We start from the raw sequence: 24,276 nt of genomic DNA, 5'->3' as shown, positions 1-24,276 counted from the left end.
AAAAGACAAAACCCCTGATCGCAGGGCGATCAGGGGTTTTGGGTTTGAATCTTGACGATGACCTACTCTCACATGGGGAAACCCCACACTACCATCGGCGATGCATCGTTTCACTGCTGAGTTCGGGATGGGATCAGGTGGTTCCAATGCTCTATGGTCGTCAAGAAATTCGGGTTGCGGCCTCGTGTTCACGCGGCTGCAGATCTGGGTATGTGATGTGTGAGTGTGCGTCTTTTCGGATGCGTCTTCACCACCGCGCTCTGTGCAGGCACAGATTGCTTGGGTGTTATATGGTCAAGCCTCACGGGCAATTAGTATGGGTTAGCTCAACGCCTCACAGCGCTTACACACCCCACCTATCAACGTCGTAGTCTTCGACGGCCCTTCAGGGAGCTCAAGGCTCCAGTGAGATCTCATCTTGAGGCAAGTTTCCCGCTTAGATGCTTTCAGCGGTTATCTCTTCCGAACATAGCTACCCGGCAATGCCACTGGCGTGACAACCGGAACACCAGAGGTTCGTCCACTCCGGTCCTCTCGTACTAGGAGCAGCCCCTCTCAAATCTCAAACGTCCACGGCAGATAGGGACCGAACTGTCTCACGACGTTCTAAACCCAGCTCGCGTACCACTTTAAATGGCGAACAGCCATACCCTTGGGACCGGCTTCAGCCCCAGGATGTGATGAGCCGACATCGAGGTGCCAAACACCGCCGTCGATATGAACTCTTGGGCGGTATCAGCCTGTTATCCCCGGAGTACCTTTTATCCGTTGAGCGATGGCCCTTCCATACAGAACCACCGGATCACTAAGACCTACTTTCGTACCTGCTCGACGTGTCTGTCTCGCAGTCAAGCGCGCTTTTGCCTTTATACTCTACGACCGATTTCCGACCGGTCTGAGCGCACCTTCGTACTCCTCCGTTACTCTTTGGGAGGAGACCGCCCCAGTCAAACTACCCACCATACACTGTCCTCGATCCGGATAACGGACCTGAGTTAGAACCTCAAGGTTGCCAGGGTGGTATTTCAAGGTTGGCTCCACGCAGACTGGCGTCCACGCTTCAAAGCCTCCCACCTATCCTACACAAGCAAGCTCAAAGTCCAGTGCAAAGCTATAGTAAAGGTTCACGGGGTCTTTCCGTCTAGCCGCGGATACACTGCATCTTCACAGCGATTTCAATTTCACTGAGTCTCGGGTGGAGACAGCGCCGCCATCGTTACGCCATTCGTGCAGGTCGGAACTTACCCGACAAGGAATTTCGCTACCTTAGGACCGTTATAGTTACGGCCGCCGTTTACCGGGGCTTCGATCAAGAGCTTCGCTTGCGCTAACCCCATCAATTAACCTTCCGGCACCGGGCAGGCGTCACACCCTATACGTCCACTTTCGTGTTTGCAGAGTGCTGTGTTTTTAATAAACAGTCGCAGCGGCCTGGTATCTTCGACCGGCAAAAGCTTACGGGGTAAACCCTTCACCTTCGCCGGCGCACCTTCTCCCGAAGTTACGGTGCCATTTTGCCTAGTTCCTTCACCCGAGTTCTCTCAAGCGCCTTGGTATTCTCTACCCAACCACCTGTGTCGGTTTGGGGTACGGTTCCTGGTTACCTGAAGCTTAGAAGCTTTTCCTGGAAGCATGGCATCGACCACTTCATGTCCTAAGGACACTCGTCATCAGCTCTCGGCCTTAAGATCCCGGATTTACCTAAGATCTCAGCCTACCACCTTAAACTTGGACAACCAACGCCAAGCTGGCCTAGCCTTCTCCGTCCCTCCATCGCAGTAACCAGAAGTACAGGAATATTAACCTGTTTTCCATCGACTACGCTTTTCAGCCTCGCCTTAGGGACCGACTAACCCTGCGTCGATTAACGTTGCGCAGGAAACCTTGGTTTTTCGGCGTGCGAGTTTTTCACTCGCATTGTCGTTACTCATGTCAGCATTCGCACTTCTGATACCTCCAGCCAGCTTCTCAACTGACCTTCACAGGCTTACAGAACGCTCCTCTACCGCGTCACTTGCGTGACACCCGTAGCTTCGGTGTATGGTTTGAGCCCCGTTACATCTTCCGCGCAGGCCGACTCGACTAGTGAGCTATTACGCTTTCTTTAAAGGGTGGCTGCTTCTAAGCCAACCTCCTAGCTGTCTAAGCCTTCCCACATCGTTTCCCACTTAACCATAACTTTGGGACCTTAGCTGACGGTCTGGGTTGTTTCCCTTTTCACGACGGACGTTAGCACCCGCCGTGTGTCTCCCATGCTCGGCACTTGTAGGTATTCGGAGTTTGCATCGGTTTGGTAAGTCGGGATGACCCCCTAGCCGAAACAGTGCTCTACCCCCTACAGTGATACATGAGGCGCTACCTAAATAGCTTTCGAGGAGAACCAGCTATCTCCGAGCTTGATTAGCCTTTCACTCCGATCCACAGGTCATCCGCTAACTTTTCAACGGTAGTCGGTTCGGTCCTCCAGTCAGTGTTACCTAACCTTCAACCTGCCCATGGATAGATCGCCCGGTTTCGGGTCTATACCCAGCGACTAAACGCCCTATTAAGACTCGCTTTCGCTACGCCTCCCCTATTCGGTTAAGCTCGCCACTGAATATAAGTCGCTGACCCATTATACAAAAGGTACGCAGTCACAGAACAAGTCTGCTCCCACTGCTTGTACGCATACGGTTTCAGGTTCTATTTCACTCCCCTCTCCGGGGTTCTTTTCGCCTTTCCCTCACGGTACTGGTTCACTATCGGTCAGTCAGTAGTATTTAGCCTTGGAGGATGGTCCCCCCATGTTCAGACAAAGTTTCTCGTGCTCCGTCCTACTCGATTTCATTGACAAGAGATTTTCGCGTACAGGGCTATCACCCACTATGGCCGCACTTTCCAGAGCGTTCCGCTAATCTCAAACCAACTTAAGGGCTGGTCCCCGTTCGCTCGCCACTACTAAGGGAATCTCGGTTGATTTCTTTTCCTCAGGGTACTTAGATGTTTCAGTTCCCCTGGTTCGCCTCTTGCACCTATGGATTCAGTACAAGATACCCAGCTTATGCTGAGTGGGTTCCCCCATTCAGAGATCTCCGGATCAAAGTCTGTTTGCCGACTCCCCGAAGCTTATCGCAGGCTACCACGTCTTTCATCGCCTCTGACTGCCAAGGCATCCACCGTATGCGCTTATTCACTTGACCATATAACCCCAAGCAATCTCGGGATTACGGTTGTGAAGACAACATTCGCCGAAAATTCGCACTTCTGTTCTAGGAACAGCTCACAAATTTTACCTTAGCCTGAATGAACACCAGTGAAAGTGCTATTCAGTCTAACTTTCTATCACATACCCAAATTTTTAAAGAACGATTCTGTTGGAAAAACCAGAAATCAACATTCGCCGTTGGCAAATATTCATTTCTGCTTTCTACTTCAAGAAAGCACAGCAAGCAGGTGCTGTGTACAAATGGTGGAGCCAAGCGGGATCGAACCGCTGACCTCCTGCGTGCAAGGCAGGCGCTCTCCCAGCTGAGCTATGGCCCCAAACAAAATTGGTGGGTCTGGGCAGATTCGAACTGCCGACCTCACCCTTATCAAGGGTGCGCTCTAACCAACTGAGCTACAGACCCAATCTTGATGCGTACCGCAATCAGGCTTGAAGCTTGCAGCTTTAAGCTTGGAGCTTTCTTTCATCGTCTTTACAAGGAATCAAGCAATTCGTGTGGGTGCTTATGGGTGGCTGTGTCGTCGATTAAGGAGGTGATCCAGCCGCAGGTTCCCCTACGGCTACCTTGTTACGACTTCACCCCAGTCATGAATCACACCGTGGTAACCGTCCTCCCGAAGGTTAGACTAGCTACTTCTGGTGCAACCCACTCCCATGGTGTGACGGGCGGTGTGTACAAGGCCCGGGAACGTATTCACCGCGACGTTCTGATTCGCGATTACTAGCGATTCCGACTTCACGCAGTCGAGTTGCAGACTGCGATCCGGACTACGATCGGTTTTGTGAGATTAGCTCCACCTCGCGGCTTGGCAACCCTCTGTACCGACCATTGTAGCACGTGTGTAGCCCAGGCCGTAAGGGCCATGATGACTTGACGTCATCCCCACCTTCCTCCGGTTTGTCACCGGCAGTCTCCTTAGAGTGCCCACCATAACGTGCTGGTAACTAAGGACAAGGGTTGCGCTCGTTACGGGACTTAACCCAACATCTCACGACACGAGCTGACGACAGCCATGCAGCACCTGTCTCAATGTTCCCGAAGGCACCAATCCATCTCTGGAAAGTTCATTGGATGTCAAGGCCTGGTAAGGTTCTTCGCGTTGCTTCGAATTAAACCACATGCTCCACCGCTTGTGCGGGCCCCCGTCAATTCATTTGAGTTTTAACCTTGCGGCCGTACTCCCCAGGCGGTCAACTTAATGCGTTAGCTGCGCCACTAAGATCTCAAGGATCCCAACGGCTAGTTGACATCGTTTACGGCGTGGACTACCAGGGTATCTAATCCTGTTTGCTCCCCACGCTTTCGCACCTCAGCGTCAGTATTGGTCCAGGTGGTCGCCTTCGCCACTGATGTTCCTTCCTATATCTACGCATTTCACCGCTACACAGGAAATTCCACCACCCTCTACCATACTCTAGCTTGCCAGTTTCGGATGCAGTTCCCAGGTTGAGCCCGGGGATTTCACATTCGACTTGACAAACCGCCTACGCGCGCTTTACGCCCAGTAATTCCGATTAACGCTTGCACCCTCTGTATTACCGCGGCTGCTGGCACAGAGTTAGCCGGTGCTTATTCTGTCGGTAACGTCAAGACAACCAGGTATTCGCTAGCTGCCCTTCCTCCCAACTTAAAGTGCTTTACAATCCGAAGACCTTCTTCACACACGCGGCATGGCTGGATCAGGCTTTCGCCCATTGTCCAATATTCCCCACTGCTGCCTCCCGTAGGAGTCTGGACCGTGTCTCAGTTCCAGTGTGACTGATCATCCTCTCAGACCAGTTACGGATCGTCGCCTTGGTAGGCCTTTACCCTACCAACTAGCTAATCCGACCTAGGCTCATCTGATAGCGTGAGGCCCGAGGGTCCCCCACTTTCTCCCGTAGGACGTATGCGGTATTAGCAACCGTTTCCGGTTGTTATCCCCCACTATCAGGCAGATTCCTAGGCATTACTCACCCGTCCGCCGCTCGCCACCAGGAGCAAGCTCCCGTGCTGCCGCTCGACTTGCATGTGTTAGGCCTGCCGCCAGCGTTCAATCTGAGCCATGATCAAACTCTTCAGTTCAATACTGCTTGGGTTTTGAGAAAACCCTAAACTTGGCTCAGCAATCGCAAGACTTCCCGAAGGAAGCCACTCATTCGAATTTCTTCGCTGAGTTACTTGTGATGCTGATAATCATTGTGACAATCAGTCCAACTCACAAGCACCCACACGAATTGCTTGATTCATTTGTTAAAGAGCGGTGGCTGAAGTGTTTCGCTTCAACCGAGGCGCGCATTCTACGCTGCCTGTACATCCTGTCAAGCGTTTATTTTGCGAAGTTTTCAGAATTTCTCGTTCAACTTCAAACACTTGACCGCTTCACCAACCTCTCGAAGCGGGAGGCGAATTCTACAGCGTTACAACTTGCTGTCAACTCCCTTTTTCACCGCATCCGATCCGGAGACCGAAGCACTTCCAGCACCTTTGAAACTGTAAACCCCTGATTCTCAAGAAGTTTGCTGTTCCGTTGTCGCTGGAAGTGGGGCGCATTATAAGGGGATTCGAAAGGGCGTCAACAGGTATTTTCAAGATAGTTCAAATCAAAGGTATTACCCAGCATTGCCTCGCAGCAAGGCTTCCGCGATCATGCCCGCCTGCTCGTTCTGTCTATAAGGTCCACAATGGCTACCTCTGCGCCCCTGCGCGCTCTCGCTTTTCCTATCAGCCTGCTGTTGATAGCCATGGCCTCCATACAATCGGGGGCTTCTCTGGCCAAATCGCTATTTCCTCTGATTGGCGCACCAGGTACCACCGCCGTACGTCTTATCTTCGCCGCTTTGATTCTTCTGGCAGTTCTACGGCCTTGGCAAAGCAGGCTGACACTGCATGGGCTGCGGCACGTAGCGGTATACGGCCTGGCCTTGGGCGGCATGAACTTCCTGTTCTATATGTCACTGCGCACCGTGCCTCTGGGGATTGCCGTTGCGCTGGAGTTTACCGGCCCTTTGGCCGTGGCTGTCTTGTCCTCCAGGCGCAAGGTCGACTTCTGCTGGGTAGGGCTGGCTATCGCCGGCATGGTGCTATTGATTCCGGGCGCTGCCAACGGCGCAGGCATGGACATGACCGGGGCACTGTATGCGCTAAGTGCGGGGGCGTGCTGGGCACTTTATATAGTGTTCGGCCAAAAGGCGGGGGAAGCCCATGGCATTCAGACGGCAGCCTTGGGCGTGGGCATCGCAGCTTTGTGCATCGCGCCCTTTGGCGTCGCTGCTGCGGGGAGCACGTTGCTGAACCCTGCCATTCTGCCAGCAGCCATTGGTGTGGCTGTTCTGTCTACCGCCCTCCCCTATAGCCTGGAGATGGTTGCGCTTACCCGAATGCCCGCTCGCACCTTTGGCATACTGATGAGCATGGAGCCTGCCATTGGCGCGCTCTCAGGGTTGGTTTTTCTAGGTGAGCAACTGTCAACGAACCAGTGGCTTGCCATTGGCGCAATCATCGCGGCATCCATAGGTGCCACGATGACTACGCCCCGCCAACCGGCAGCCGTGGCGGCTGCCGACTGAACGTTGACTATACTGCAGCGGTGCGCTCGATCAGCCAGGCCAATGCCTGCCCGCTGACCAGGGGCGACAGCCGCTCGCGCACGTGGGCATGGTAACCGTTGAGCCATTCACGCTCGCTCGGCGCAAGCCTTTCCACCGCCAGGCAACGCGTATCGATGGGGCACAAGGTGAGGGTCTCGAACTGAAGAAATGCCCCGAATTCACTTTCGCCTGCAGCTCTGGTGGCCACCAGGTTCTCAATACGCACGCCCCAGCGACCAGGCCGGTACGTACCCGGCTCAATTGAAGTGATCATTCCCTCACGCATAGCCGTGTGCGGCCCAGGAGCAGCCTGGTAGGCAATGACCTGCGGTCCCTCATGTACATTCAGAAAATAACCCACACCGTGCCCGGTGCCGTGACCATAGTTGACGTTATCAGCCCACAAAGGTGCACGGGCTATGGCATCGAGCAGGGGCGTTGCAATACCTTCAGGGAAACGCGCGGCAGACAACGCGATCATGCCTTGCAGCACTCTCGTACAATCTGCCCTCTGATCAGGGGTAAGCTCGCCCACCGCTACCATTCGAGTGATATCCGTGGTGCCCCCGGCGTATTGAGCGCCCGAATCGATCAACAGCAGGCCATTGCCTTCTATCACCGAATGCGCCGTCTCCGTCGCGCGATAGTGAGGCAGCGCCCCATTGGCAGCGAACGCTGCAATGGTGGCAAAGCTGGGGCACACATAGCCGGGCTGACGTGAGCGGGCAGCGATCAACTGGTGGTCAATGTCCACTTCAGTAACCCGCGTGGTACCCAAGGACTGCTCAAGCCATGCAAAGAAATCACACAATGCTGCGCCGTCGTGCTCCATAGCCGCACGTACATGGGAAAGGTCAGCCGCCGTTTTGCGGGACTTGAACAGGGTAGACGGGTTGATGTGCTCCACCCATTTCACCGACTCAGGTACAGAAGCCATGACGCCTGCAGTAACACGTGCAGGGTCAATCAGCAAAGAAGTACCGGGCCGCAGCGTGGCAAGGTCTGCCTGGGCCTGTGTGTAGTTCCGAACCTCCACACCGTCTTTAGCCAATGACTCAATCAGGGCCGAGGATAGTTTGCCCTCCCCCACCCATAGCCATGCGGTGTCTGGCTTTATCAAAGCGAAGGAAAGAAACACCGGGTTGTAACTGACGTCACTGCCGCGCAGGTTGAATAACCAGGCAATGTCATCCACTGTGGCGATGAAATGAGCGTCCGCCCCCGCGCTGACCATGGCCTGCCGCACGCGGGACAATTTGCTATCCACAGGCTCGGTAGCCGTCGGTGCCTCGTGCGCATAAACAGGGGCACGGGGCAAGGCAGGCCTGTCATGCCATACGTCACCCACCCAGTCACGGTCCGTGCGTAGGTAAATACCTCGCCCAACAAGCCGCTCACGCAAGCTGCGCTCAGCCTGCAGCGCAAGCACCCTGGCGTCTACCGCGACGCTTGCGCCCTCAGGGAGCTGTTCGGCCAGCCAATCCTGGGGTGCCGGGGCACCGGGTTGAAGCTTCATCAGCTCAATGCCGCTGCCCGCCAGCTCACGCTCGGCCTGTTCCCAGTAACGGCTGTCGGCCCACAGGCCGGCAAACGAGGGTGTGACCACCAAGGTACCTACCGAGCCCTCGAAACCTGACAGCCAGCGCCGGGCCTGCCAGTGTCCAGGCAGGTATTCAGACAAGTGTGGATCGGCAGAAGGCACCAGCAGCGCATCCAATTGCTCGCTCAACAACAACTGACGGACGCTGGCAAGGCGTTCGGGGACCGAGGCCAATGGACTAGGGGGAATCATCGGAGCTCCATACCACCAAGGAAAAAGCAATCATGCGGCAGGTGCTGTACGGCAGCAAGCCGGTTTGATTCGCTTTTAATCCACACTGGGCGGCCTGAGAGGCACATGCCCTGTAGCCAGAGGCTTGCTCGCGCACCCTCAGTTAACTGTCGCGACCCACCCGTGCCACCGACATGCCCTGCTGGGCGAGGTTGGAGGCTTCAGCATCTTGGGCACGAACCAGCCTGGCACGTGCCTGCATATACTGCTCATACGGCAAGGCTTGCCGGTTAAGCGCTTCCAACGACAGCTCGAAGCGCTCTTCGTCGGTATAGGCACGGGATTCGGGGCTACTTGTGGCGCAACCGGTCAGCATTGCAAAGGCCATCAGCGAAGCCAGCAGCATCGAGCGTTTCATGGGGACCTCCAGCCCTGTCAGGGTCAATGTCTCGGGATGCCTAACGCTAAGCCTTGGCACGCGAACCGGGAAATCAACGAATCTGATAGTGGCTATTGCCCCGGCCATTGAACCCTTTCAGGCTGGGACAACAACGGCCAGCTCTACACCTTCACAAACCGCCCTGTACCTTGCTGGCCACATCAGCCGGCAACCAGCGCGCTAGCCAATCGGGGTGTTGCCGAAGCAACTCAACGGCCACGGTACGCGGATCACGGTGCTTTTCGCTCATACCTGCCAGGGCCTGGTTAAGCGGCGTGATCGGGAGATCCACCTTGGCGAAGGCAGCACTGATGTCCGGATGTGCCTGCTCAAACGCTTTGGATACACCAATGGAAAGTTTGGAGGCCAGTGAGCGTGTGGGCTTTGGGTTATCATTTTTAGCGTCTGTCAGGGTTTTCCACGCCTCGGCATCAAAAGGCGGCTCTTCAAGCTGTATGAAGTCATAGCGGCCCAAAAGCGGTGTGGGGCTCCAGTAATAGAACAGCACTGGCTTTCCGCGCTTGACCGATGACGTGATCTCAGCGTCGAGCGCTGCGCCAGACCCTGCACGGAAGTTGGTGAAACTGTCCGCCAGGCCATAGGCTTTAAGTTTCTGACCATTGACTACTTCGGATGTCCAGCCGGTGGGGCTATTCAAAAAGCGACCTTTGCCGGGCGTTTCAGGGTCCCTGAACACATCCTTGTACCGTGCAAGGTCTGCAACGCTGTGAAGGTCTGGCGCCAGGGGTTTTATCCCCTTGGCAGGGTCACCCTTTACAACATAAGCAGGAACCCACCACCCTTCGGTAGCGCCATTGACGATATCACCGAGCCCCTTGACCTGCCCCTTCGCTTCAGCCTCGTTCCATACAGGGCTGCGACCTGCCCACTCTTCGGCAATGACTTGGATATCGTTCCTGGCCAGGCCAGCTTCCAGGGTAACGGTGGTACCAGGCAGGGTGTCAGTGGGCAACCCATAGCCTTTTTCGACCACAAGCCTGAGCACCTCGGTGATCACACTACCGCTTTCCCAATTCAGAGCGGCGAAGCGTACAGTTTCGGCTGCTTGCGTTGTTGAAAGCGCACTTAATAGAAGCGCGGCACCCAGGCCAATTGCTTTTGCACGACGGTTGATCATCTGGAACCTCAAGGCTGGTGGCAAATAACAGGCACAGCCTAGCCGAGGTTCGCCCAGAACGTATGCCTACTGTTCACTGGCCTTGAAGGTCAATTCGCCCGTTCGCCATTTGGCGGCCTTGGCTACCGCACCCTTGAGGGGCTTGGTAAGCCCGCCTACCAATTGCTCCTTGGCCGCGAATACCAGCATCACGCTTTGCCCTTGACGGAACACGATGCCGCTGCCAAAAGGTGTTTCAACAAAGGCATATTCACCCAGCCCATAAATGGTGAATTTGAGATCACGAAACTTTACTTCCAACTTTCCGCCTTCACGGCTAGGCAACACCGCCGCACGAAAATGATCGCCTACTTTAAGCTGCAGACCAGGCTTGTCGTCGACTACAAGTGCCGACTCAGTATCCACTTCGGCCATGTAGAGACTGTCTGCCGACTGTTCGGTGATGTATACAAAACGAGATTGAAATAACTTTACCAACTTTGCGCGCAAATCACCCAGCACGAAAAGGGCATGCATCTCCAGACTGCTGACTGCCAACGGACTATCCTCAACACGATGAAATAACCAGTAACGCTCACGTACGCGCTGCCCTGCGGCGAAGCCCGCAGCAGGAAGCAAGGTGAGTAACAAGCCGACACGTATCAAGGGGCCATAAAAAAGGCCCACCACGTAAAGAGATGCCGACCCTATGGATTCTCATCAAAATTCGTGGCGAAGAAAAGCTCTTTCCGCTGTTCCTGCAAAAAGGATCGAAAAACCCGCCGAACTCCTAGGCAGCGACACGGCTCCAACGCCTTGACTGCAACCTCTCACCCGAACGAAAGACTGGAGGCCCCATGGAAGACGTACATCACTCACTCGAGAGCCTGTTTGCACAACTTGGACTGGAGACTGACGACGATAAAATCGATCAGTTCATTGACACTCACCAACTTGCCGCCGATGTGAAAGTGTCAGAGGCAGACTTCTGGAGCGATGCCCAGGCCAGCTTTCTGAAGGAAGCGATCATGGAAGACGGGGAGCAGGCGCCTTGGGTCGACGAACTCAATACTCGCCTGCACCATGATGCCAACCAGCAGGCCAACTGACACCTGGCCGGTGCAGCCCGCTGCTCACACTGCAGGCTGCACACTCAACACTGGCGCTGGAAAGACCACCGATGGCAGCCTTGCAGGTCAGGCCTGGCGCTGGTGACGATCCAGCTGCTCGTGACGCTCCTGCGCCTCGATGCAGTATTTGGTGGTAGGGCTGATCAGCAGGCGCTTCAGGCCAATGGGTTCACCGCTGTCTTCGCACCAACCAAAGCTGTCATCCGCGATGCGGTCCAAGGCCTGCTCAAGTTGCGGCAGCATGCGCTGGTCCCGCTCGATTGTATTCACCAGCCAGTGCCGCTCTTCTTCCACCGAGGCTGCATCAGCCGGGTCTGCAGGGGAATCCAGGCTTTCAATAGCGATACGGTTTTCGTCGATGCGCGCCTGCGTTTCCACTTTCATGGTTTTCAGCAGCGTTGTGAAATACGCATGCTGTTCGGCATTCATGTAGTCATCGGCCGGCATGGCCAGCAACTTTTCCTTCGTCATTGAGTTCTCGATAAACCTGGGTAACACGGGATCATAGGGCGGTCGCGCCAGCGAAACCGCGCGACGGATAAAAGCAAATAAAGGGCGGGAGTCTACGGGCGTGAACGTCGCGCAGCAATAGCAGGTGTGGATTTGGAGCCCTGTGCAGACCTGTCCGTAGGTTGGAAACCTTTCTGTCACACTCTCTATTCAGCGCGAACCCTTGGTCGGAGAACATGACAAGTAGATGAAAGATGAGACCTGCCGCGTTCAATAATGAGTCTCATTATGTTACAAAACCCACTCTCATTCGTTCAAACCCGGTGGCCGATGCTTGTCCCTTTTCTGATCATGCTGCGCGAAGGCATCGAAGCGACGCTTATCGTTGGCATCATCGCCAGTTACCTCAAGCAGACCGGTCGGGGCGAGTGGATGCCGGCGGTTTGGGTAGGCGTGTTCCTGGCTGCGGCCCTTGCTCTGCTGGCAGGAGGAGGCCTGGAGCTGGCCAGTGCCGAGTTTCCGCAAAAAGAACAGGAACTGTTCGAAGGCGTTATCGGGCTAGTCGCTGTCGGTATTCTAAGCTCTATGGTCTTCTGGATGCGCAAGGTGGCGCGTTCGATCAAGCACACCCTTCATGAATCCCTCGACCATGCCCTGGCAGGGTCACGCAACCAGGTGTTCGCCCTGATTGCCATGGTGTTTTTTGCAGTGGCTCGTGAGGGCCTGGAGACAGTGTTCTTTTTACTGGCAGTGTTCCAGCAGAGTCAGGGCACCGAGGCGCCTTTAGGAGCACTACTTGGCCTGGTCGCCGCCGTGCTGGTAGGCGTAGCGCTTTACAAAGGCAGCTTGAAGCTCAATCTGTCTCGGTTTTTCCGTTGGACCGGGTTGTTCATTCTCGTAGTTGCCGCAGGCATTCTGGCCAATTCAGTGCAAGCACTGCATGAGGCTGGCCTGTGGAACAGCCTGCAGCAGGTGGTGTTCGACTGGAGCACGGCCCTGCCGATGGATAGCCCCACAGGGGCGGTATTGGCAGGTATGTTCGGTTACCAGGACACCCCTACTATCAGCACGCTTGGGGCCTGGGTCATTTACCTGGCAGTAGCGTTGGCCTTGTTCTTCGCCCCAGTGCGCCCCGCCGCTGGCACTGCGGCACCTTCCATCAGCCATTCCTAGGCGTCTTCAATGCCCAATTCAGTTTCTCGCCCGCCTCGCCTGTTACGCGTGGCGGTAGCCGGCTCGGTGGTCCTTATGGTGGCTGCCGGTGTTCTGTTCTATTACGCCGCCAATGTTGCGTCAGAAAAACGCAAAGCCCACACCGGTCAGGAGACCATCGTTACCATCCAGGATCACCACTGTGAGCCAGCCGCCATTACCCTGCCTGCTGGTAAAGCAGCTTTTCGCATCGTCAACGCCTCAGACCGAGCGGTGGAATGGGAAATTCTGGACGGCGTGCTCGTGGTGGAGGAGCGCGAAAACATTGCCCCCGGCCTAAGCCAGGTGATCAATGCCAACCTGCAGCCCGGGCAGTACGCCATCACCTGCGGCCTGCTGAGCAACCCCCGTGGCACCCTGACCGTAACGGCCACCGCCGAGTCCGAGGCAAAGGCCAAGGCACGGCCGGCCATGGCGGCGTTTATAGGCCCGTTATCGGAATACCGGGTGTACCTGAGCCAGCAAGGTGGGCTATTGATCAAAGCTGTAGGCGATCTGTCAGCCGCCATCGGTGACGGCGACCTTGCCAAGGCCCGCAGTTTGTATGCACCGGCCCGTGCCATTTACCAGCGGATTGCGGGTGCTGCGCAACGTTTTGCCGATTTGAATAACGCCATCGATGCACGCGCTGATTATTACGAAAGACGCGAGCAAGACCCAGGCTTCACAGGTTTCCATCGCATTGAATATGGCCTGTTCGCCACGCCTGCCAGCGATGCGCCTTCCCTTGCGCCCTTTGCGCAGAAGCTGCTGGCAGACGTGACTACCCTCAAGGCCCAACTGCTGGCTCAACCCATTGCCCCCGACCAACTGGTAAGCCTGGTATCGCGCAACCTGCGTACGCTGGCCGACAACCGCTTCAAGGGCGAGGAAGAACGCTATAGCCATCTGGACCTGTACGGCTTTACCGCCAACCTTGAAGGCGCGTCCAAGGTCATGGCGTTGATGCGCCCCTTGGTAGAGAAGAGTGCGCCTGATGTGCAAGCGAAGATCGACGCGGCCAGGGCCGCCTTCGATACAGCGCTGACCGCCTCGCGTAGCGAAAACCGTTCCTATGACCAATTTACCCAGGTGCAGCGCCAGGCGATTGCCGACCGCGCCCGCGCACTGGCTGACGCCCTGGATGGCATTGATCCGGCCCTTGGCCTGTCCGCGCTTTGAAGGCACTTACGCAATGACTGACAAACGCCACCTCCCCTCCCCTGAACGCCGCCGCGTATTGTTTGGCCTTGGGGCCGCAGGCGCGGCGCTGGCCGGGACTGGCCTGGGTTGCCCAATGCTGGCCCAGGCCAGTGAAAACAAGGTAACGGCTGCGCCCGAAAGCGACCGTACCGAAGACCGTCACCCCTACCAGGGCACTTACCAGGCCGGCATCGTGACGCCACGCCCTGCTGCAGGCATGTTTGTGGCGTTCGACGTGCTGGCCACTGACCGCGCCGACCTGGAGCGGCTGTTCCGCACACTGGATGAACGCTTGCGCTTTCTCACCCAAGGTGGACCGGTGGATACGTTGGACCCTAAACTGCCCCCACCGGATTCGGGGATTCTTGGCCCTATCGTCACGCCGGACAACCTTACGGTCACGGTATCAGCGGGCGCCTCGCTGTTCGACGATCGCTACGGCCTTGAATCCGTTAAACCCAAGCGCCTCACGCGCATGGTGGGCTTTCCCAACGACGCCCTGGAAGAAGAGCGTTGCCATGGCGACCTGACCCTGCAGTTCTGCTCCAATACACCAGATACCAACATTCACGCATTGCGTGACGTTATCAAGGCACTTCCCGACCTGTTGTTCGTACGCTGGAAGCAAGAAGGCTCCGTGCCAGCCCAGGCGCCTACCAAGCCTGGCGAGCCTGCACAGAATGCTCGTAATTTCCTGGGGTTCCGGGATGGCAGCGCCAACCCTGACTCAACAGACACCCATGAAATGGACCGGCTGGTATGGGTTCAGGCCGACAGCGACGAACCTGCCTGGGCCACCCACGGCAGTTACCAGGCTGTGCGCATCATCCGCAACTTTGTGGAGCGCTGGGACCGTACACCTCTGCAGGAACAGGAAAGCATTTTCGGGCGGCAAAAGGTGACAGGTGCGCCCATGCAAGGCGGCACCGAGGCCACACTGCCTGACTACCGCAACGACCCTGAAGGCAAGCAGACACGCCTGGATTCCCATATTCGCCTGGCCAACCCGCGTACACCTGGCAGCGAAGCCAACTTGATTTTGCGTCGGCCGTTCAATTACTCCAACGGTGTGAACAAGAACGGCCAACTGGACATGGGCCTGCTGTTCATCTGCTACCAGGCAGACCTTGAGAAAGGTTTTATTACGGTTCAGACCCGCCTGAACGGGGAACCCTTGGAGGAGTATCTCAAACCTACCGGCGGTGGCTATTTCTTCACCCTGCCGGGAGTGCGCGACGCCGAAGACTTCATCGGCCGTTCACTGCTCATGGCTACATCTCATACCACTACCTGATCGAAGGGAACGTCGCTGATGAAAAAGACCTTGCTCGCGTCCATGATTGCTATGAGCGCTCTTGCAGCACCTGCATTTGCAGCCGCCCCCGCCGCGCTGGACCTGGTCCAGCCCATTTCAGACTACAAGCTGTATGTCACCGAAGAAGTGGGCAACTTGGTCACACAAACTCAAGCATTCACCGACGCAGTCAAAGCGGGCGACCTGGCGACGGCGAAAAAGCTGTACGCGCCTACACGCGTTCACTATGAAGCCATTGAGCCTATTGCCGAATTGTTCAGCGACCTGGACGCCTCGATCGACTCCCGCGTGGACGATCACGAGAAAGGCGTTACCGCAGAAGACTTCACAGGGTTTCACCGTATCGAGTACGGCCTGTTCGATCGCAATACCACAAAGGGATACGAGGCCTTCGCTGATCAACTGATCAAGGATGTCAAAGACCTTCAGGCCCGTATCGACGGCCTCACCTTCCCACCAGAGAAGGTGGTGGGTGGTGCCGCAGCCTTGCTGGAAGAAGTGGCCGCTACGAAGGTCACTGGTGAGGAAGACCGCTACAGCCATACGGACCTGTACGACTTCCAAGGCAACGTCGATGGCGCGAAGAAAATCGTCGACCTGTTCCGGCCGCAGATTGAACAGCAAGACAAGGCATTTGTAGCCAAGGTAGACAAGAACTTCACCACGGTCGAAACCATCTTGGCCAAATACAAAACCAAGGATGGCGGTTTTGAAACCTACGACAAGGTCAAAGAGCGCGATCGCAAGGCCATGATCGGGCCGGTCAATACACTGGCTGAAGACCTTTCTACCCTACGTGGGAAGCTGGGCTTGAATTAACGAACCGCGCAGGTACCCTCTCCCCTCACCCTGGGCTTGTATGCCCGGCAATCGGCCTGGTTGAAATCCTTTCGCCAGGCTTGTCTTAGTCATGCGGTGCAATTAGATTGCTCATGACCAGCCATCCACCCAAGGATTCGCATGGCGCTCACTGACCCGACGATCGAGCTGCGCAAAGGTGAAGAGCTCGACATCAAGGCTGTTGACGCCTGCCTCAAAGCCCACCTTCCCTCACTCCAGGGAGCGCCAGTAGTTCGTCAGTTCCCAGGCGGTGCGTCCAACCTGACGTACCTGTTGACCTATCCTGACCGAGCCCTGGTACTACGTCGCCCGCCCCTTGGCCGCAAGGCCCATGGTGCCCACGACATGTGCCGTGAATACCATGTGCTCAAGGGCCTGATTGGCCAGTTCGACTACGCCCCCCGCCCCGTGCTGCTGTGTACCGATGCCCAAATGATTGGTACCCCGTTCTACGTGATGGAACGGCTACAGGGAGTGATCCTGCGAAAGGACCTGCCTGCACCCCTAGGCTTGGATGCGCAGGCCACCGCCTCGCTGTGCAGAAGCTTCGTCGACCGGCTGGTGGAACTGCACCAGGTGGACTATCGGGCCTGCGGGCTAGAAAGCCTGGGCCGTCCCGAAGGCTATGTTCAGCGCCAGATCGATGGCTGGCGCGAACGCTATACCCATGCACTGACCCCTGATGCACCCTGCTGGCGACAGGTCATGACTTGGCTGCAAGACAAGTGCCCGAGGGAAAGCGGCCGAGCTAGCCTTATCCATAATGACTACCGCTTCGACAATGTCATTGTGGACACCAACAACCCTGCACGCATCAGCGGCGTGCTCGACTGGGAACTGGCCACGGTGGGCGACCCGTTAATGGACCTGGGCAACTGCCTGGCGTATTGGGTGGAAGCAGGAGACCCGGAGCCGGTACTGCGCACTCGGCGGCAACCCAGCAATGCGCCAGGCATGCTGACGCGCACCGAAATGGTAGCGTATTACGAACAAAGCGCCGGCATTGCGGTAGGTACGTTCGATTTCTATTACGTGCAAGGGCTGTTTCGTTTAGCCGGCATTGTTCAGCAGCTTTACTATCGTTACTACAATCATCACACCCGCGACCCGCGCTTCGCTCAGTTTGTGGCACTCAATACACTGCTTGAGCAAATGAGCTTGCGCGTCATTCGCCACTCCAACCTTTGACAGGAGCCTCTATGCCCGCCGATCTTTTCGACCTCACTGGCAAAGTGGCCTTTGTATCCGGCGCCAGCCGCGGCATCGGCGAGGCAATCGCGCGCTTGCTGGCCCAACAGGGTGCACACGTTATCGTGTCCAGCCGCAAGCTGGAGGCCTGCCAGGCGGTGGCGGACAGTATTGTGGCGGATGGCGGCCAGGCAACGGCACTGGCTTGCCATATTGGCGAGCCGATGCAGATTACCGATACTTTCGCAGTGATCCGCGAGCGTTTCGGTCGCCTGGACGTCCTGGTCAACAACGCCGCTACCAACCCACAGTTCGGGCACGTGCTGGACACCGACATTCAGGCCTTCCAGAAAACCGTGGACGTCAATATCCGTGGTTACTTCTTCATGTCGGTTGAAGCCGGGAAGCTCATGCGCACACACCGCGGTGGCAGCATCATCAATGTGGCCTCCATCAATGGCGTGTCGCCTGGCGCCCTCCAAGGCGTGTATTCCATCACCAAGGCAGCGGTCATCAACATGACCAAGGTCTTTGCCAAGGAATGCGCGACGCTGGGCATCCGTTGCAACGCGCTGCTGCCGGGCCTGACCGACACACGCTTTGCCTCGGCGCTGGTGAACAATGAGAAAATTCTGGCCCACGCCCTGTCGCACATCCCCATGGGCCGTGTTGCCGCGCCACAGGAAATGGCAGGCGCCGTGCTGTACCTGGCCAGCGCTGCTTCCAGCTATACCACAGGCACAGCCTTGAACGTAGACGGCGGCTACCTGGCATGACAAGGGGGGGCAGCGCCGCTCAAACTGAGCGACCTGGGTTAGAATGATTGCTCCTGCCCCCTTGCAGTAGAGCACCATGCCCTTCGATCTCAGCGTTACCCCCCTTACGTTGGCCGTTCTTGCCGGTGTAGCGTTTCTTGCCGGCTTCATCGATGCTATCGCCGGTGGCGGCGGACTACTGACTACCCCCGCCCTGCTAACAGCGGGGCTGCCGCCTCATCTGGTACTGGGTACCAACAAGCTCAGTTCCAGCTTTGGCTCAGGCATTGCCAGCTTGACCTACTACCGTCGCAAGTTGTTCCAGCCACGGCAATGGCGGCACGCTTTGGTGTGCACAGGCATCGGTGCGCTGATGGGGGCGATCGTTGCCCATTACCTGCCTGCTGAATGGCTCAACAAAATGCTCCCGGTCATTGTGTTTGCCTGTGGGCTGTACCTGTTGTTCGGTGGCACGCCAAAGGCGCCGTTGGACAGTAATGCGCCGATTCGCAAAACCTGGCAAGCCCCCCAGGGTTTGGGGTTGGGCTTCTATGACGGGGTGGCCGGCCCAGGGACCGGCGCATTCTGGACGGTCAGCAGCCTGCTGCTCTACCCCATCGATCTGGTGAAGGCCAGCGGTGTAGCGCGGAGCATGAACTTTGTAAGCAATGTGGCTGCATTAGTGGTGTTTATCTGCTCAGGCCAAGTGAACTGGGTCATAGGAGCCACCATGGGCCTGTGCATGATGGCAGGTGCGTTCCTGGGGGCTCGTACAGCCATCAGTGGTGGGGCGGCCTTTATTCGCCCCGTGTTCATTACCGTGGTGCTGGCCTTGACCGTACGCCTAGCCTGGCAGCACTGGTTCGGGCAAGCCTGAGCGGCGGGCCACGTACAGGTCGATCAAATAGCGGGCAATGGAGCGCGAAGCCGGGAGCGGTGGTAGCGCATCAATGTGAAACCATTGCGCGTCTTCGATTTCATCAGCCTGTGGAATGATCCTGCCGCTGGCATATTCTGCGTGGAACCCCAGCATCAGCGAATGCGGGAAGGGCCAGCACTGGCTGCCAATGTAGCAGATGTTCTGCACTTCAAGGCTCACCTCCTCACGCACTTCCCGCACTACACACTCTTCAGCAGACTCTCCTGGCTCGGCAAATCCTGCCAAGGTGCTATACACGCCGGTTGCAAAGCGAGGCGAACGCGCTAGCAGTACCTCATCGCCTCGGGTGATCAACACAATCATGCTTGGAGAAATTCGCGGATAACTCCGCAGGTTGCACTGCGCACAGTGCATGGCGCGTTCGCCGGACACTTGCGTCATAGCCGAGCCACAACGGCCACAGAACCGGTGCTCCCGCGCCCAAGTCCCGATCTGGGCGGCATAGGCCAGCATGCGGTAGTGTTCAAAGTCTGCCTGCAACATGAACGCCCGTAGGCTCTGCCACTGACACTCTGGGACCGATACAGGGTGTTCAAGCGCGAGCAGGTAGACCGGCTCGCCTTCCAGGTGACCAATACCCTGCTCCAGCACTATGGGTAGCCCTGATGCTTTCAATTCGTCCCTGGAAAACAAAACGCCTTGCGTGTTGAACATGAACCCTTCAGGGCTATGGACGACCGCCCAGCCTCCTGTGAGCGTGCTGTCTAATACTGATGTTGTCCAGCGATACGCCATGTGTAAAAACCCTGCGTCATCAATCGTCAAACCGTGCTGGCTGCTGGCTCAAGGTAGCAGCCATGGCGATGTTCACATCAGCCGACTGCAACATGGCAGCGTTCCAGGTAGCCACATAATCTAGCCCATCGGCTACCGAATGGTCGCGCATGTAAGTAAGCATGCGTTTGGTGCCTGTGACCGCCAGTGGGGATTTTCCTGCAATGTCCGCTGCCAGGCCCAGCACGCCTTCGAGCAGCCCAGGTGCCGTAGCAAATACCTGGTTGACCAACCCCACCCGCAGGGCTTCGTCAGCCTGCATTTCTCGGCCTGTATAGGCCAGTTCCCGAAGCATCCCATCGCCGATAATGCGCGGAAGGCGTTGCAGCGTACCTACATCCGCTGCCATACCCATGTCGACTTCCTTGATGGAAAATCGCGCATCGGCCGCACAGTACCGCATGTCACACGCAGCAATCAGGTCCACAGCACCGCCGATGCAATAACCTTGAACCGCGGCAAGCACGGGCTTGCTGCACTGCTCCACAGCCGTGATCGCCGATTGCAGGCCAAGAATCTTGCGCCTGAGAACCCGGGCATTACGGCCGGCATCAGGCCCCAGTTCCGACGCAATCTGGGACAACAGGGCGATATCGATACCGGACGAAAAATGCTCACCGGCCCCGCTGAGCACTACGGCCCGTATGCGGTAGTCAGCGTCCAGTGCAGTGAAGATCTGCTCAAGCTCTACCCAGAACACCGCGTTCATGGCGTTACGCTTGTGGGGCCGGTTGATCTGCACATGGGCTACTGAGCCCTGCTGCTCGACGTGAAAGGTGGTGTGCGTGTTCATTGTGGCGCCCTAGGTAAAATGAACTGTTCGATCGCCCGCGCCACACCGTCTTCTTCGTTGCTGGCAGTCACTTCGTCTGCCGCTTCACGTACGTCTTCGGCGGCCTGCCCCATGGCGATAGCCAGCCCAGCCTCACGAAACATGGCCATGTCGTTATGCCCGTCGCCCAGGGCCGCGGTCTGCTCCAGTGAAATGCCCAGTCGCTGCGCCAATCGTGCCAACGCCTTGCCTTTGTCCGCTTCGATCGCAGTGATGTCCAGATAATAGGCCTGGGAGCGTGCTGCGTGTGCCAAATCGCCCAGGCGGGCCTGGAGCTCGCTTTCCAAGCGCTCTAAGAGGGCATGATCGGCCGTCGTCGCCACAATCTTGTCTACCCGCTCCAGGTAAGGCGTGAAATCGTCCACCTGTACCGCGTCATATCCCAAAGCGTGCCGCTCTGTTTCCAAGTGCGCTGCGTTGTAGTCCTTGAGCAGCCACTCACTGTCTGCAAACAGCCATACATCCACAGGATGCTGGGCAAAGACCTCCAGAGCCATACTGACCGCCTGAGGCGCCACACGGTGTGCTTCCAAGATGGCGCCCTCGGCGTCTACCAGTGTTCCGCCGTTGAAGCCCGCCAGGGGCCCGGTTACCCCTAGTGCTTTCGCTTGCTGCAACATGGCCCGAGGCGGGCGGGCGCTGGCCAGGCTAAATACCACACCGGCTTCGCGCAGTTTGCCTACAGCCTTGATAACGGCAGGCGCCAAGCTGTGATCACGGCGCAACAGCGTACCGTCCATATCGCTCAGAACCAACCGAATCGGGCCGCTCATCCGAGGGAATGCCAGGCACGCCCGTCGCGGGCAAGGAGTTCGTCAGCATCGGCTGGTCCGTCGCTGCCGGCAGGGTATTCACTTACCGTGTCATGTTCAGCCCACGCATCGAGGAACGGCTGCACTGCCCGCCACCCGTTTTCAATGTTGTCCGCGCGCTGGAACAGCGTTTGGTCGCCAGTGAAGCAGTCGTACAGCAGGGTCTCGTAGCCGGTAGAGGGCTGCATCTGGAAGAAGTCCTTGTAGGCAAAGCCCAGCTTCACATTGTCGATCACCAACGCAGGCCCTGGTCGCTTGGCCTGCAAATCGAAATACATGCCTTCGTCTGGCTGGATCTGCATGTGAAGGAAGTTAGGCTTGATGTAGTCCACATTGGTATCACGGAACTGAGCGTAGGGCGCCGGCTTGAAACAAATAGCAATCTCGGTATCACGCACGCTCAAACGCTTGCCTGTGCGCAGGTAGAACGGCACACCCATCCAGCGCCAGTTGTCGATCATTACCTTCAGAGCCACATAGGTTTCTGTCTGGCTTTGCGGATCTACCCGGGGTTCCCCGCGATAGCCTGGCTTGCCATCCGCGCCGGATACGTACTGGGCACGTACGGAGTTGGCGAGCGCCTCCTCTTTTGTCCACGCTCGAATGGCACCCACGACCTTTGCTTTCTCGCCACGCACAGCATCGGCACCAAAGGCTGCTGGCGGCTCCATAGCAACCATGGCCAGCAACTGAAACAAGTGGTTGGGCACCATGTCGCGCAACGCCCCGACTTGGTCATAGAAGCTGCCCCGCGTCTCGACACCCACTGATTCTGCCGCCGTGATCTGCACATGATCGATGTAATGGTTATTCCAGAACGCTTCGAATATGCCATTGGAAAAGCGGTTGACCATGATGTTCTGAACGGTTTCCTTGCCCAGGTAATGGTCAATTCGGTAGATCTGACGCTCAGTCATCACCTCAAGCAATTTGGCGTTAAGGGTTTGGGCGGTGGCCAGATCGGAGCCGAAAGGCTTTTCCACCACAACACGGCGGTATGCGTTGGGTTGCTCGTACAGCAAGCCGGCACGGTTCAGCCGCTGGGAGACTTCCGTGAAGAACCGCGGTGAAGTTGCCAAATAGAACACTGCATTGGCGGTATTGTTGGCTTGCAGTTTCAACGCAAGGGTCTGGTAGGTGTCATCGCTGGTAAAGTCGCCGGTGACGTAACTTATATGCTTGGCCAAGGGGTCCCATACAGCCGGGTCGATCACTTGGTCTTCGGGTAGGTCTGGGTTTTTCGCCTTTGCCTGTTCCAGAATAAAGGCTTTCAAGCGGCTGGCAAATTCCGCGTCGCTCACCTCGTTGTGATCAACGCCAACGATATGCAGATTGGGGTCAAGCAGGCCGTCACGGGCCAGGTTGTACACTGCCGGCATTAGTAGCCGTTTGACCAGGTCGCCATGGGCGCCGAACAGGAACAGGGTAACCGGTGGGGCCGGTTCCGCCGTGGTTTTGCCTCGCTTCATACCGCTGTCTCCAGCATCCGATGGGCATAAGGTTGCACGGCCAGGGCGCGAGCAACTTCAGGTTACCCTGGCTTCAGCGCGCCGCCAAAGCCAGGGCGTGACCGTTACTTCTTCACTTCAACGTGCCCGCCAAAACCAAAGCGCATAGCCGAGAGCATCTTGTCTCCATAGGTGGCCTCTTGCCGGGAGCGGAACCGGGCAAACAGCGAGCTGGCCAGGACAGGCACAGGTACTGCTTGCTCAACAGCTGCGTCGATGGTCCAGCGCCCTTCCCCACTGTCGGAAACCGAACCCGAATAACCGTCCAGGTCTGGGTCTGATACCAGTGCGTCAGCCGTCAGATCAAGCAGCCAAGAGGAAACAACGCTCCCGCGGCGCCATACTTCAGCGATATCGCCCACATGAAGGTCATAGCGTTGATCTTCAGGCAACTGTGCCGAGTTTTTGGTCTTGAGGATGTCGAAGCCTTCAGCAAAGGCTTGCATCATGCCGTACTCGATACCGTTGTGGATCATCTTGACGAAATGCCCGGCACCCGCTGGGCCCGCATGGATGTAGCCCTTCTCGGCACGGGTATAATCGGCTTCCCTGCCCTTGGTGCGAGGAATGTTTCCTACACCCGGGGCAAGCGCTTCAAACAAAGGCTCCAGGCGCTCGAAGGTTGCGGTTTCAGCCCCGATCATCATGCAGTAGCCACGGTCCAGGCCCCACACACCGCCAGAGGTGCCTACATCTACGTAATGAAGCTGTTTGGTTACCAGGCTTTTAGCGCGGCGGGCATCGTCCTTGTAGAAGGTATTGCCCCCATCGATGATCACGTCGTCGGGCTCAAGCAGGTCAGCCAGCTCATTGATGGTGTCTTCGGTCGGGGCACCGGCGGGCAGCATGACCCATACCGCACGAGGGCGGTCCAGTTTGGCAACCAAGTCTGCCAGGCTCTCGGCGCCTTGAGCTCCGTCCGGTACGAGCGCTTGCACAGCCTGCTCGTTGCGGTCGTATACCACCGTGTGATGGCCGTTACGCATGAGGCGTCTTGAAATATTGCCACCCATGCGTCCCAGTCCCACGATTCCCAATTGCATGCCGGTTTACTCCAGAAAAGGTAAGAAAAGCCGTTACAGCTTATAGTAGCCCGCCGCTGAAGGTTAGTCCGAAGCGTCTGGAGAAGGTTTCAGAACCTCAAAAAAAGGCAGGCGACGAACGGTAAATCACCGCCAAGCCTTTAATGACAAGGGTTTGGCGTCATTTACTCGGCATGATGGCCTGTAGCCTTAA

The 24,276-nt window shown here is 57.0% G+C and carries 19 protein-coding genes, 2 tRNA genes and 3 rRNA genes; 9 read left to right on the top strand and 15 right to left on the bottom strand.

From position 1 onward, the window contains the following. Positions 1–49 precede the first annotated feature (49 nt). From rrf to ACSAMW_RS22075, 5 genes are all read right to left on the bottom strand, one after another. A 5S ribosomal RNA gene (rrf, locus tag ACSAMW_RS22095) occupies positions 50–165 on the bottom strand. A gap of 125 nt (positions 166–290) precedes the next feature. Further along, positions 291–3,179 (bottom strand): 23S ribosomal RNA (locus tag ACSAMW_RS22090). Positions 3,180–3,446: 267 nt separating this feature from the next. Further along, a tRNA-Ala gene (locus ACSAMW_RS22085) sits at positions 3,447–3,522 on the bottom strand. A gap of 9 nt (positions 3,523–3,531) precedes the next feature. Next, positions 3,532–3,608: transfer RNA gene (locus tag ACSAMW_RS22080), tRNA-Ile, on the bottom strand. A gap of 123 nt (positions 3,609–3,731) precedes the next feature. Then, positions 3,732–5,270, bottom strand: a 16S ribosomal RNA gene (locus ACSAMW_RS22075). Together the 16S, 23S and 5S rRNA genes with 2 tRNA genes alongside form the textbook arrangement of a ribosomal RNA operon. Before the next feature lie 599 nt (positions 5,271–5,869). On the opposite strand from ACSAMW_RS22075, the gene rhtA reads away from it, so the two are divergent. Further along, positions 5,870–6,754, top strand: coding sequence for a threonine/homoserine exporter RhtA (gene rhtA / locus ACSAMW_RS22070; RefSeq protein ID WP_500592091.1), 885 nt, complete (start codon positions 5,870–5,872; stop codon positions 6,752–6,754). A 7-nt stretch (positions 6,755–6,761) separates the two neighbouring features. On the opposite strand, the gene ACSAMW_RS22065 is transcribed toward rhtA, so the two are convergent. The 4 genes from ACSAMW_RS22065 to ACSAMW_RS22050 all read right to left on the bottom strand — a co-directional run bounded on the left by ACSAMW_RS22065 (position 6,762) and on the right by ACSAMW_RS22050 (position 10,660). Continuing rightward, positions 6,762–8,564, bottom strand: a complete 1,803-nt coding sequence (locus tag ACSAMW_RS22065) for an aminopeptidase P family protein (protein WP_500594104.1) — start codon at positions 8,562–8,564, stop codon at positions 6,762–6,764. A 145-nt stretch (positions 8,565–8,709) separates the two neighbouring features. Continuing rightward, a complete protein-coding gene (locus ACSAMW_RS22060; protein WP_500592090.1) occupies positions 8,710–8,964 on the bottom strand; it encodes a hypothetical protein in 255 nt (84 codons plus the stop codon). Positions 8,965–9,115: 151 nt separating this feature from the next. Beyond that, positions 9,116–10,123 carry an ABC transporter substrate-binding protein gene (locus ACSAMW_RS22055; protein ID WP_500592089.1) on the bottom strand — a complete coding sequence of 336 codons (1,008 nt, stop codon included), beginning with the start codon at positions 10,121–10,123 and terminating at the stop codon, positions 9,116–9,118. A gap of 66 nt (positions 10,124–10,189) precedes the next feature. Further along, the gene (locus tag ACSAMW_RS22050) at positions 10,190–10,660 is read right to left on the bottom strand and encodes a hypothetical protein (RefSeq protein WP_168084331.1); all 471 of its coding nucleotides are present in this window, start codon (positions 10,658–10,660) and stop codon (positions 10,190–10,192) included. Positions 10,661–10,959: 299 nt separating this feature from the next. On the opposite strand from ACSAMW_RS22050, the gene ACSAMW_RS22045 reads away from it, so the two are divergent. Continuing rightward, positions 10,960–11,211 (top strand): DUF2789 family protein, encoded by a 252-nt coding sequence (locus ACSAMW_RS22045; RefSeq protein ID WP_500592088.1) that lies wholly within the window; start codon positions 10,960–10,962, stop codon positions 11,209–11,211. Positions 11,212–11,298: 87 nt separating this feature from the next. On the opposite strand, the gene ACSAMW_RS22040 is transcribed toward ACSAMW_RS22045, so the two are convergent. Continuing rightward, a complete protein-coding gene (locus ACSAMW_RS22040; RefSeq protein ID WP_500592087.1) occupies positions 11,299–11,703 on the bottom strand; it encodes a TraR/DksA family transcriptional regulator in 405 nt (134 codons plus the stop codon). A gap of 309 nt (positions 11,704–12,012) precedes the next feature. Between ACSAMW_RS22040 and efeU the strand changes: the two genes are divergently transcribed. The 7 genes from efeU (at position 12,013) to ACSAMW_RS22005 (ending at position 19,051) form a co-directional block, all read left to right on the top strand. Beyond that, complete coding sequence (gene efeU / locus ACSAMW_RS22035; RefSeq protein ID WP_500592086.1) at positions 12,013–12,855, top strand: iron uptake transporter permease EfeU; 843 nt, start codon at positions 12,013–12,015, stop codon at positions 12,853–12,855. A gap of 9 nt (positions 12,856–12,864) precedes the next feature. After that, positions 12,865–14,055 carry an iron uptake system protein EfeO gene (gene efeO, locus ACSAMW_RS22030; protein ID WP_500592085.1) on the top strand — a complete coding sequence of 397 codons (1,191 nt, stop codon included), beginning with the start codon at positions 12,865–12,867 and terminating at the stop codon, positions 14,053–14,055. Positions 14,056–14,068: 13 nt separating this feature from the next. Further along, positions 14,069–15,370 (top strand): iron uptake transporter deferrochelatase/peroxidase subunit, encoded by a 1,302-nt coding sequence (efeB, locus tag ACSAMW_RS22025; RefSeq protein WP_500592084.1) that lies wholly within the window; start codon positions 14,069–14,071, stop codon positions 15,368–15,370. Between the two features lie 18 nt (positions 15,371–15,388). Then, a complete protein-coding gene (gene efeO / locus ACSAMW_RS22020; protein WP_500592083.1) occupies positions 15,389–16,210 on the top strand; it encodes an iron uptake system protein EfeO in 822 nt (273 codons plus the stop codon). A gap of 141 nt (positions 16,211–16,351) precedes the next feature. Continuing rightward, entirely contained in the window at positions 16,352–17,419 is a 1,068-nt protein-coding gene (locus tag ACSAMW_RS22015) for a phosphotransferase family protein (RefSeq protein ID WP_500592082.1), read from the top strand. Between the two features lie 11 nt (positions 17,420–17,430). Then, positions 17,431–18,195, top strand: coding sequence for an SDR family oxidoreductase (locus ACSAMW_RS22010; RefSeq protein WP_500592081.1), 765 nt, complete (start codon positions 17,431–17,433; stop codon positions 18,193–18,195). 76 nt (positions 18,196–18,271) lie between these two features. After that, positions 18,272–19,051: a TSUP family transporter gene (locus ACSAMW_RS22005; RefSeq protein ID WP_500592080.1), complete on the top strand. Its 780-nt coding sequence runs from the start codon at positions 18,272–18,274 to the stop codon at positions 19,049–19,051. On the opposite strand, the gene nudC is transcribed toward ACSAMW_RS22005, so the two are convergent. From nudC to gnd, 5 genes are all read right to left on the bottom strand, one after another. Further along, complete coding sequence (nudC, locus tag ACSAMW_RS22000; RefSeq protein WP_500592079.1) at positions 19,019–19,849, bottom strand: NAD(+) diphosphatase; 831 nt, start codon at positions 19,847–19,849, stop codon at positions 19,019–19,021. The two genes, ACSAMW_RS22005 and nudC, sit on opposite strands and share 33 nt — an antisense overlap. 19 nt (positions 19,850–19,868) lie before the next feature. After that, complete coding sequence (locus ACSAMW_RS21995) at positions 19,869–20,681, bottom strand: crotonase/enoyl-CoA hydratase family protein (RefSeq protein WP_500592078.1); 813 nt, start codon at positions 20,679–20,681, stop codon at positions 19,869–19,871. Continuing rightward, on the bottom strand, positions 20,678–21,493 hold the full coding sequence (locus tag ACSAMW_RS21990; RefSeq protein WP_500592077.1) for a Cof-type HAD-IIB family hydrolase: 816 nt from the start codon (positions 21,491–21,493) through the stop codon (positions 20,678–20,680). Before ACSAMW_RS21990 ends, ACSAMW_RS21995 begins: the two co-directional genes overlap by 4 nt. Then, positions 21,490–23,001 (bottom strand): glucose-6-phosphate dehydrogenase, encoded by a 1,512-nt coding sequence (gene zwf / locus ACSAMW_RS21985; RefSeq protein ID WP_500592076.1) that lies wholly within the window; start codon positions 22,999–23,001, stop codon positions 21,490–21,492. The genes ACSAMW_RS21990 and zwf overlap by 4 nt, the downstream gene beginning before the upstream one ends. A 104-nt stretch (positions 23,002–23,105) precedes the next feature. Further along, positions 23,106–24,083: a phosphogluconate dehydrogenase (NAD(+)-dependent, decarboxylating) gene (gene gnd / locus ACSAMW_RS21980; RefSeq protein ID WP_500592075.1), complete on the bottom strand. Its 978-nt coding sequence runs from the start codon at positions 24,081–24,083 to the stop codon at positions 23,106–23,108. Between the last annotated feature and the right edge of the window lie 193 nt (positions 24,084–24,276).

Source organism: Pseudomonas sp. AB39(2026) (assembly GCF_059831485.1).
The sequence above is the reverse complement of the archived record's forward strand: the minus strand, read 5'-3'. Positions and strand labels throughout refer to the sequence as shown.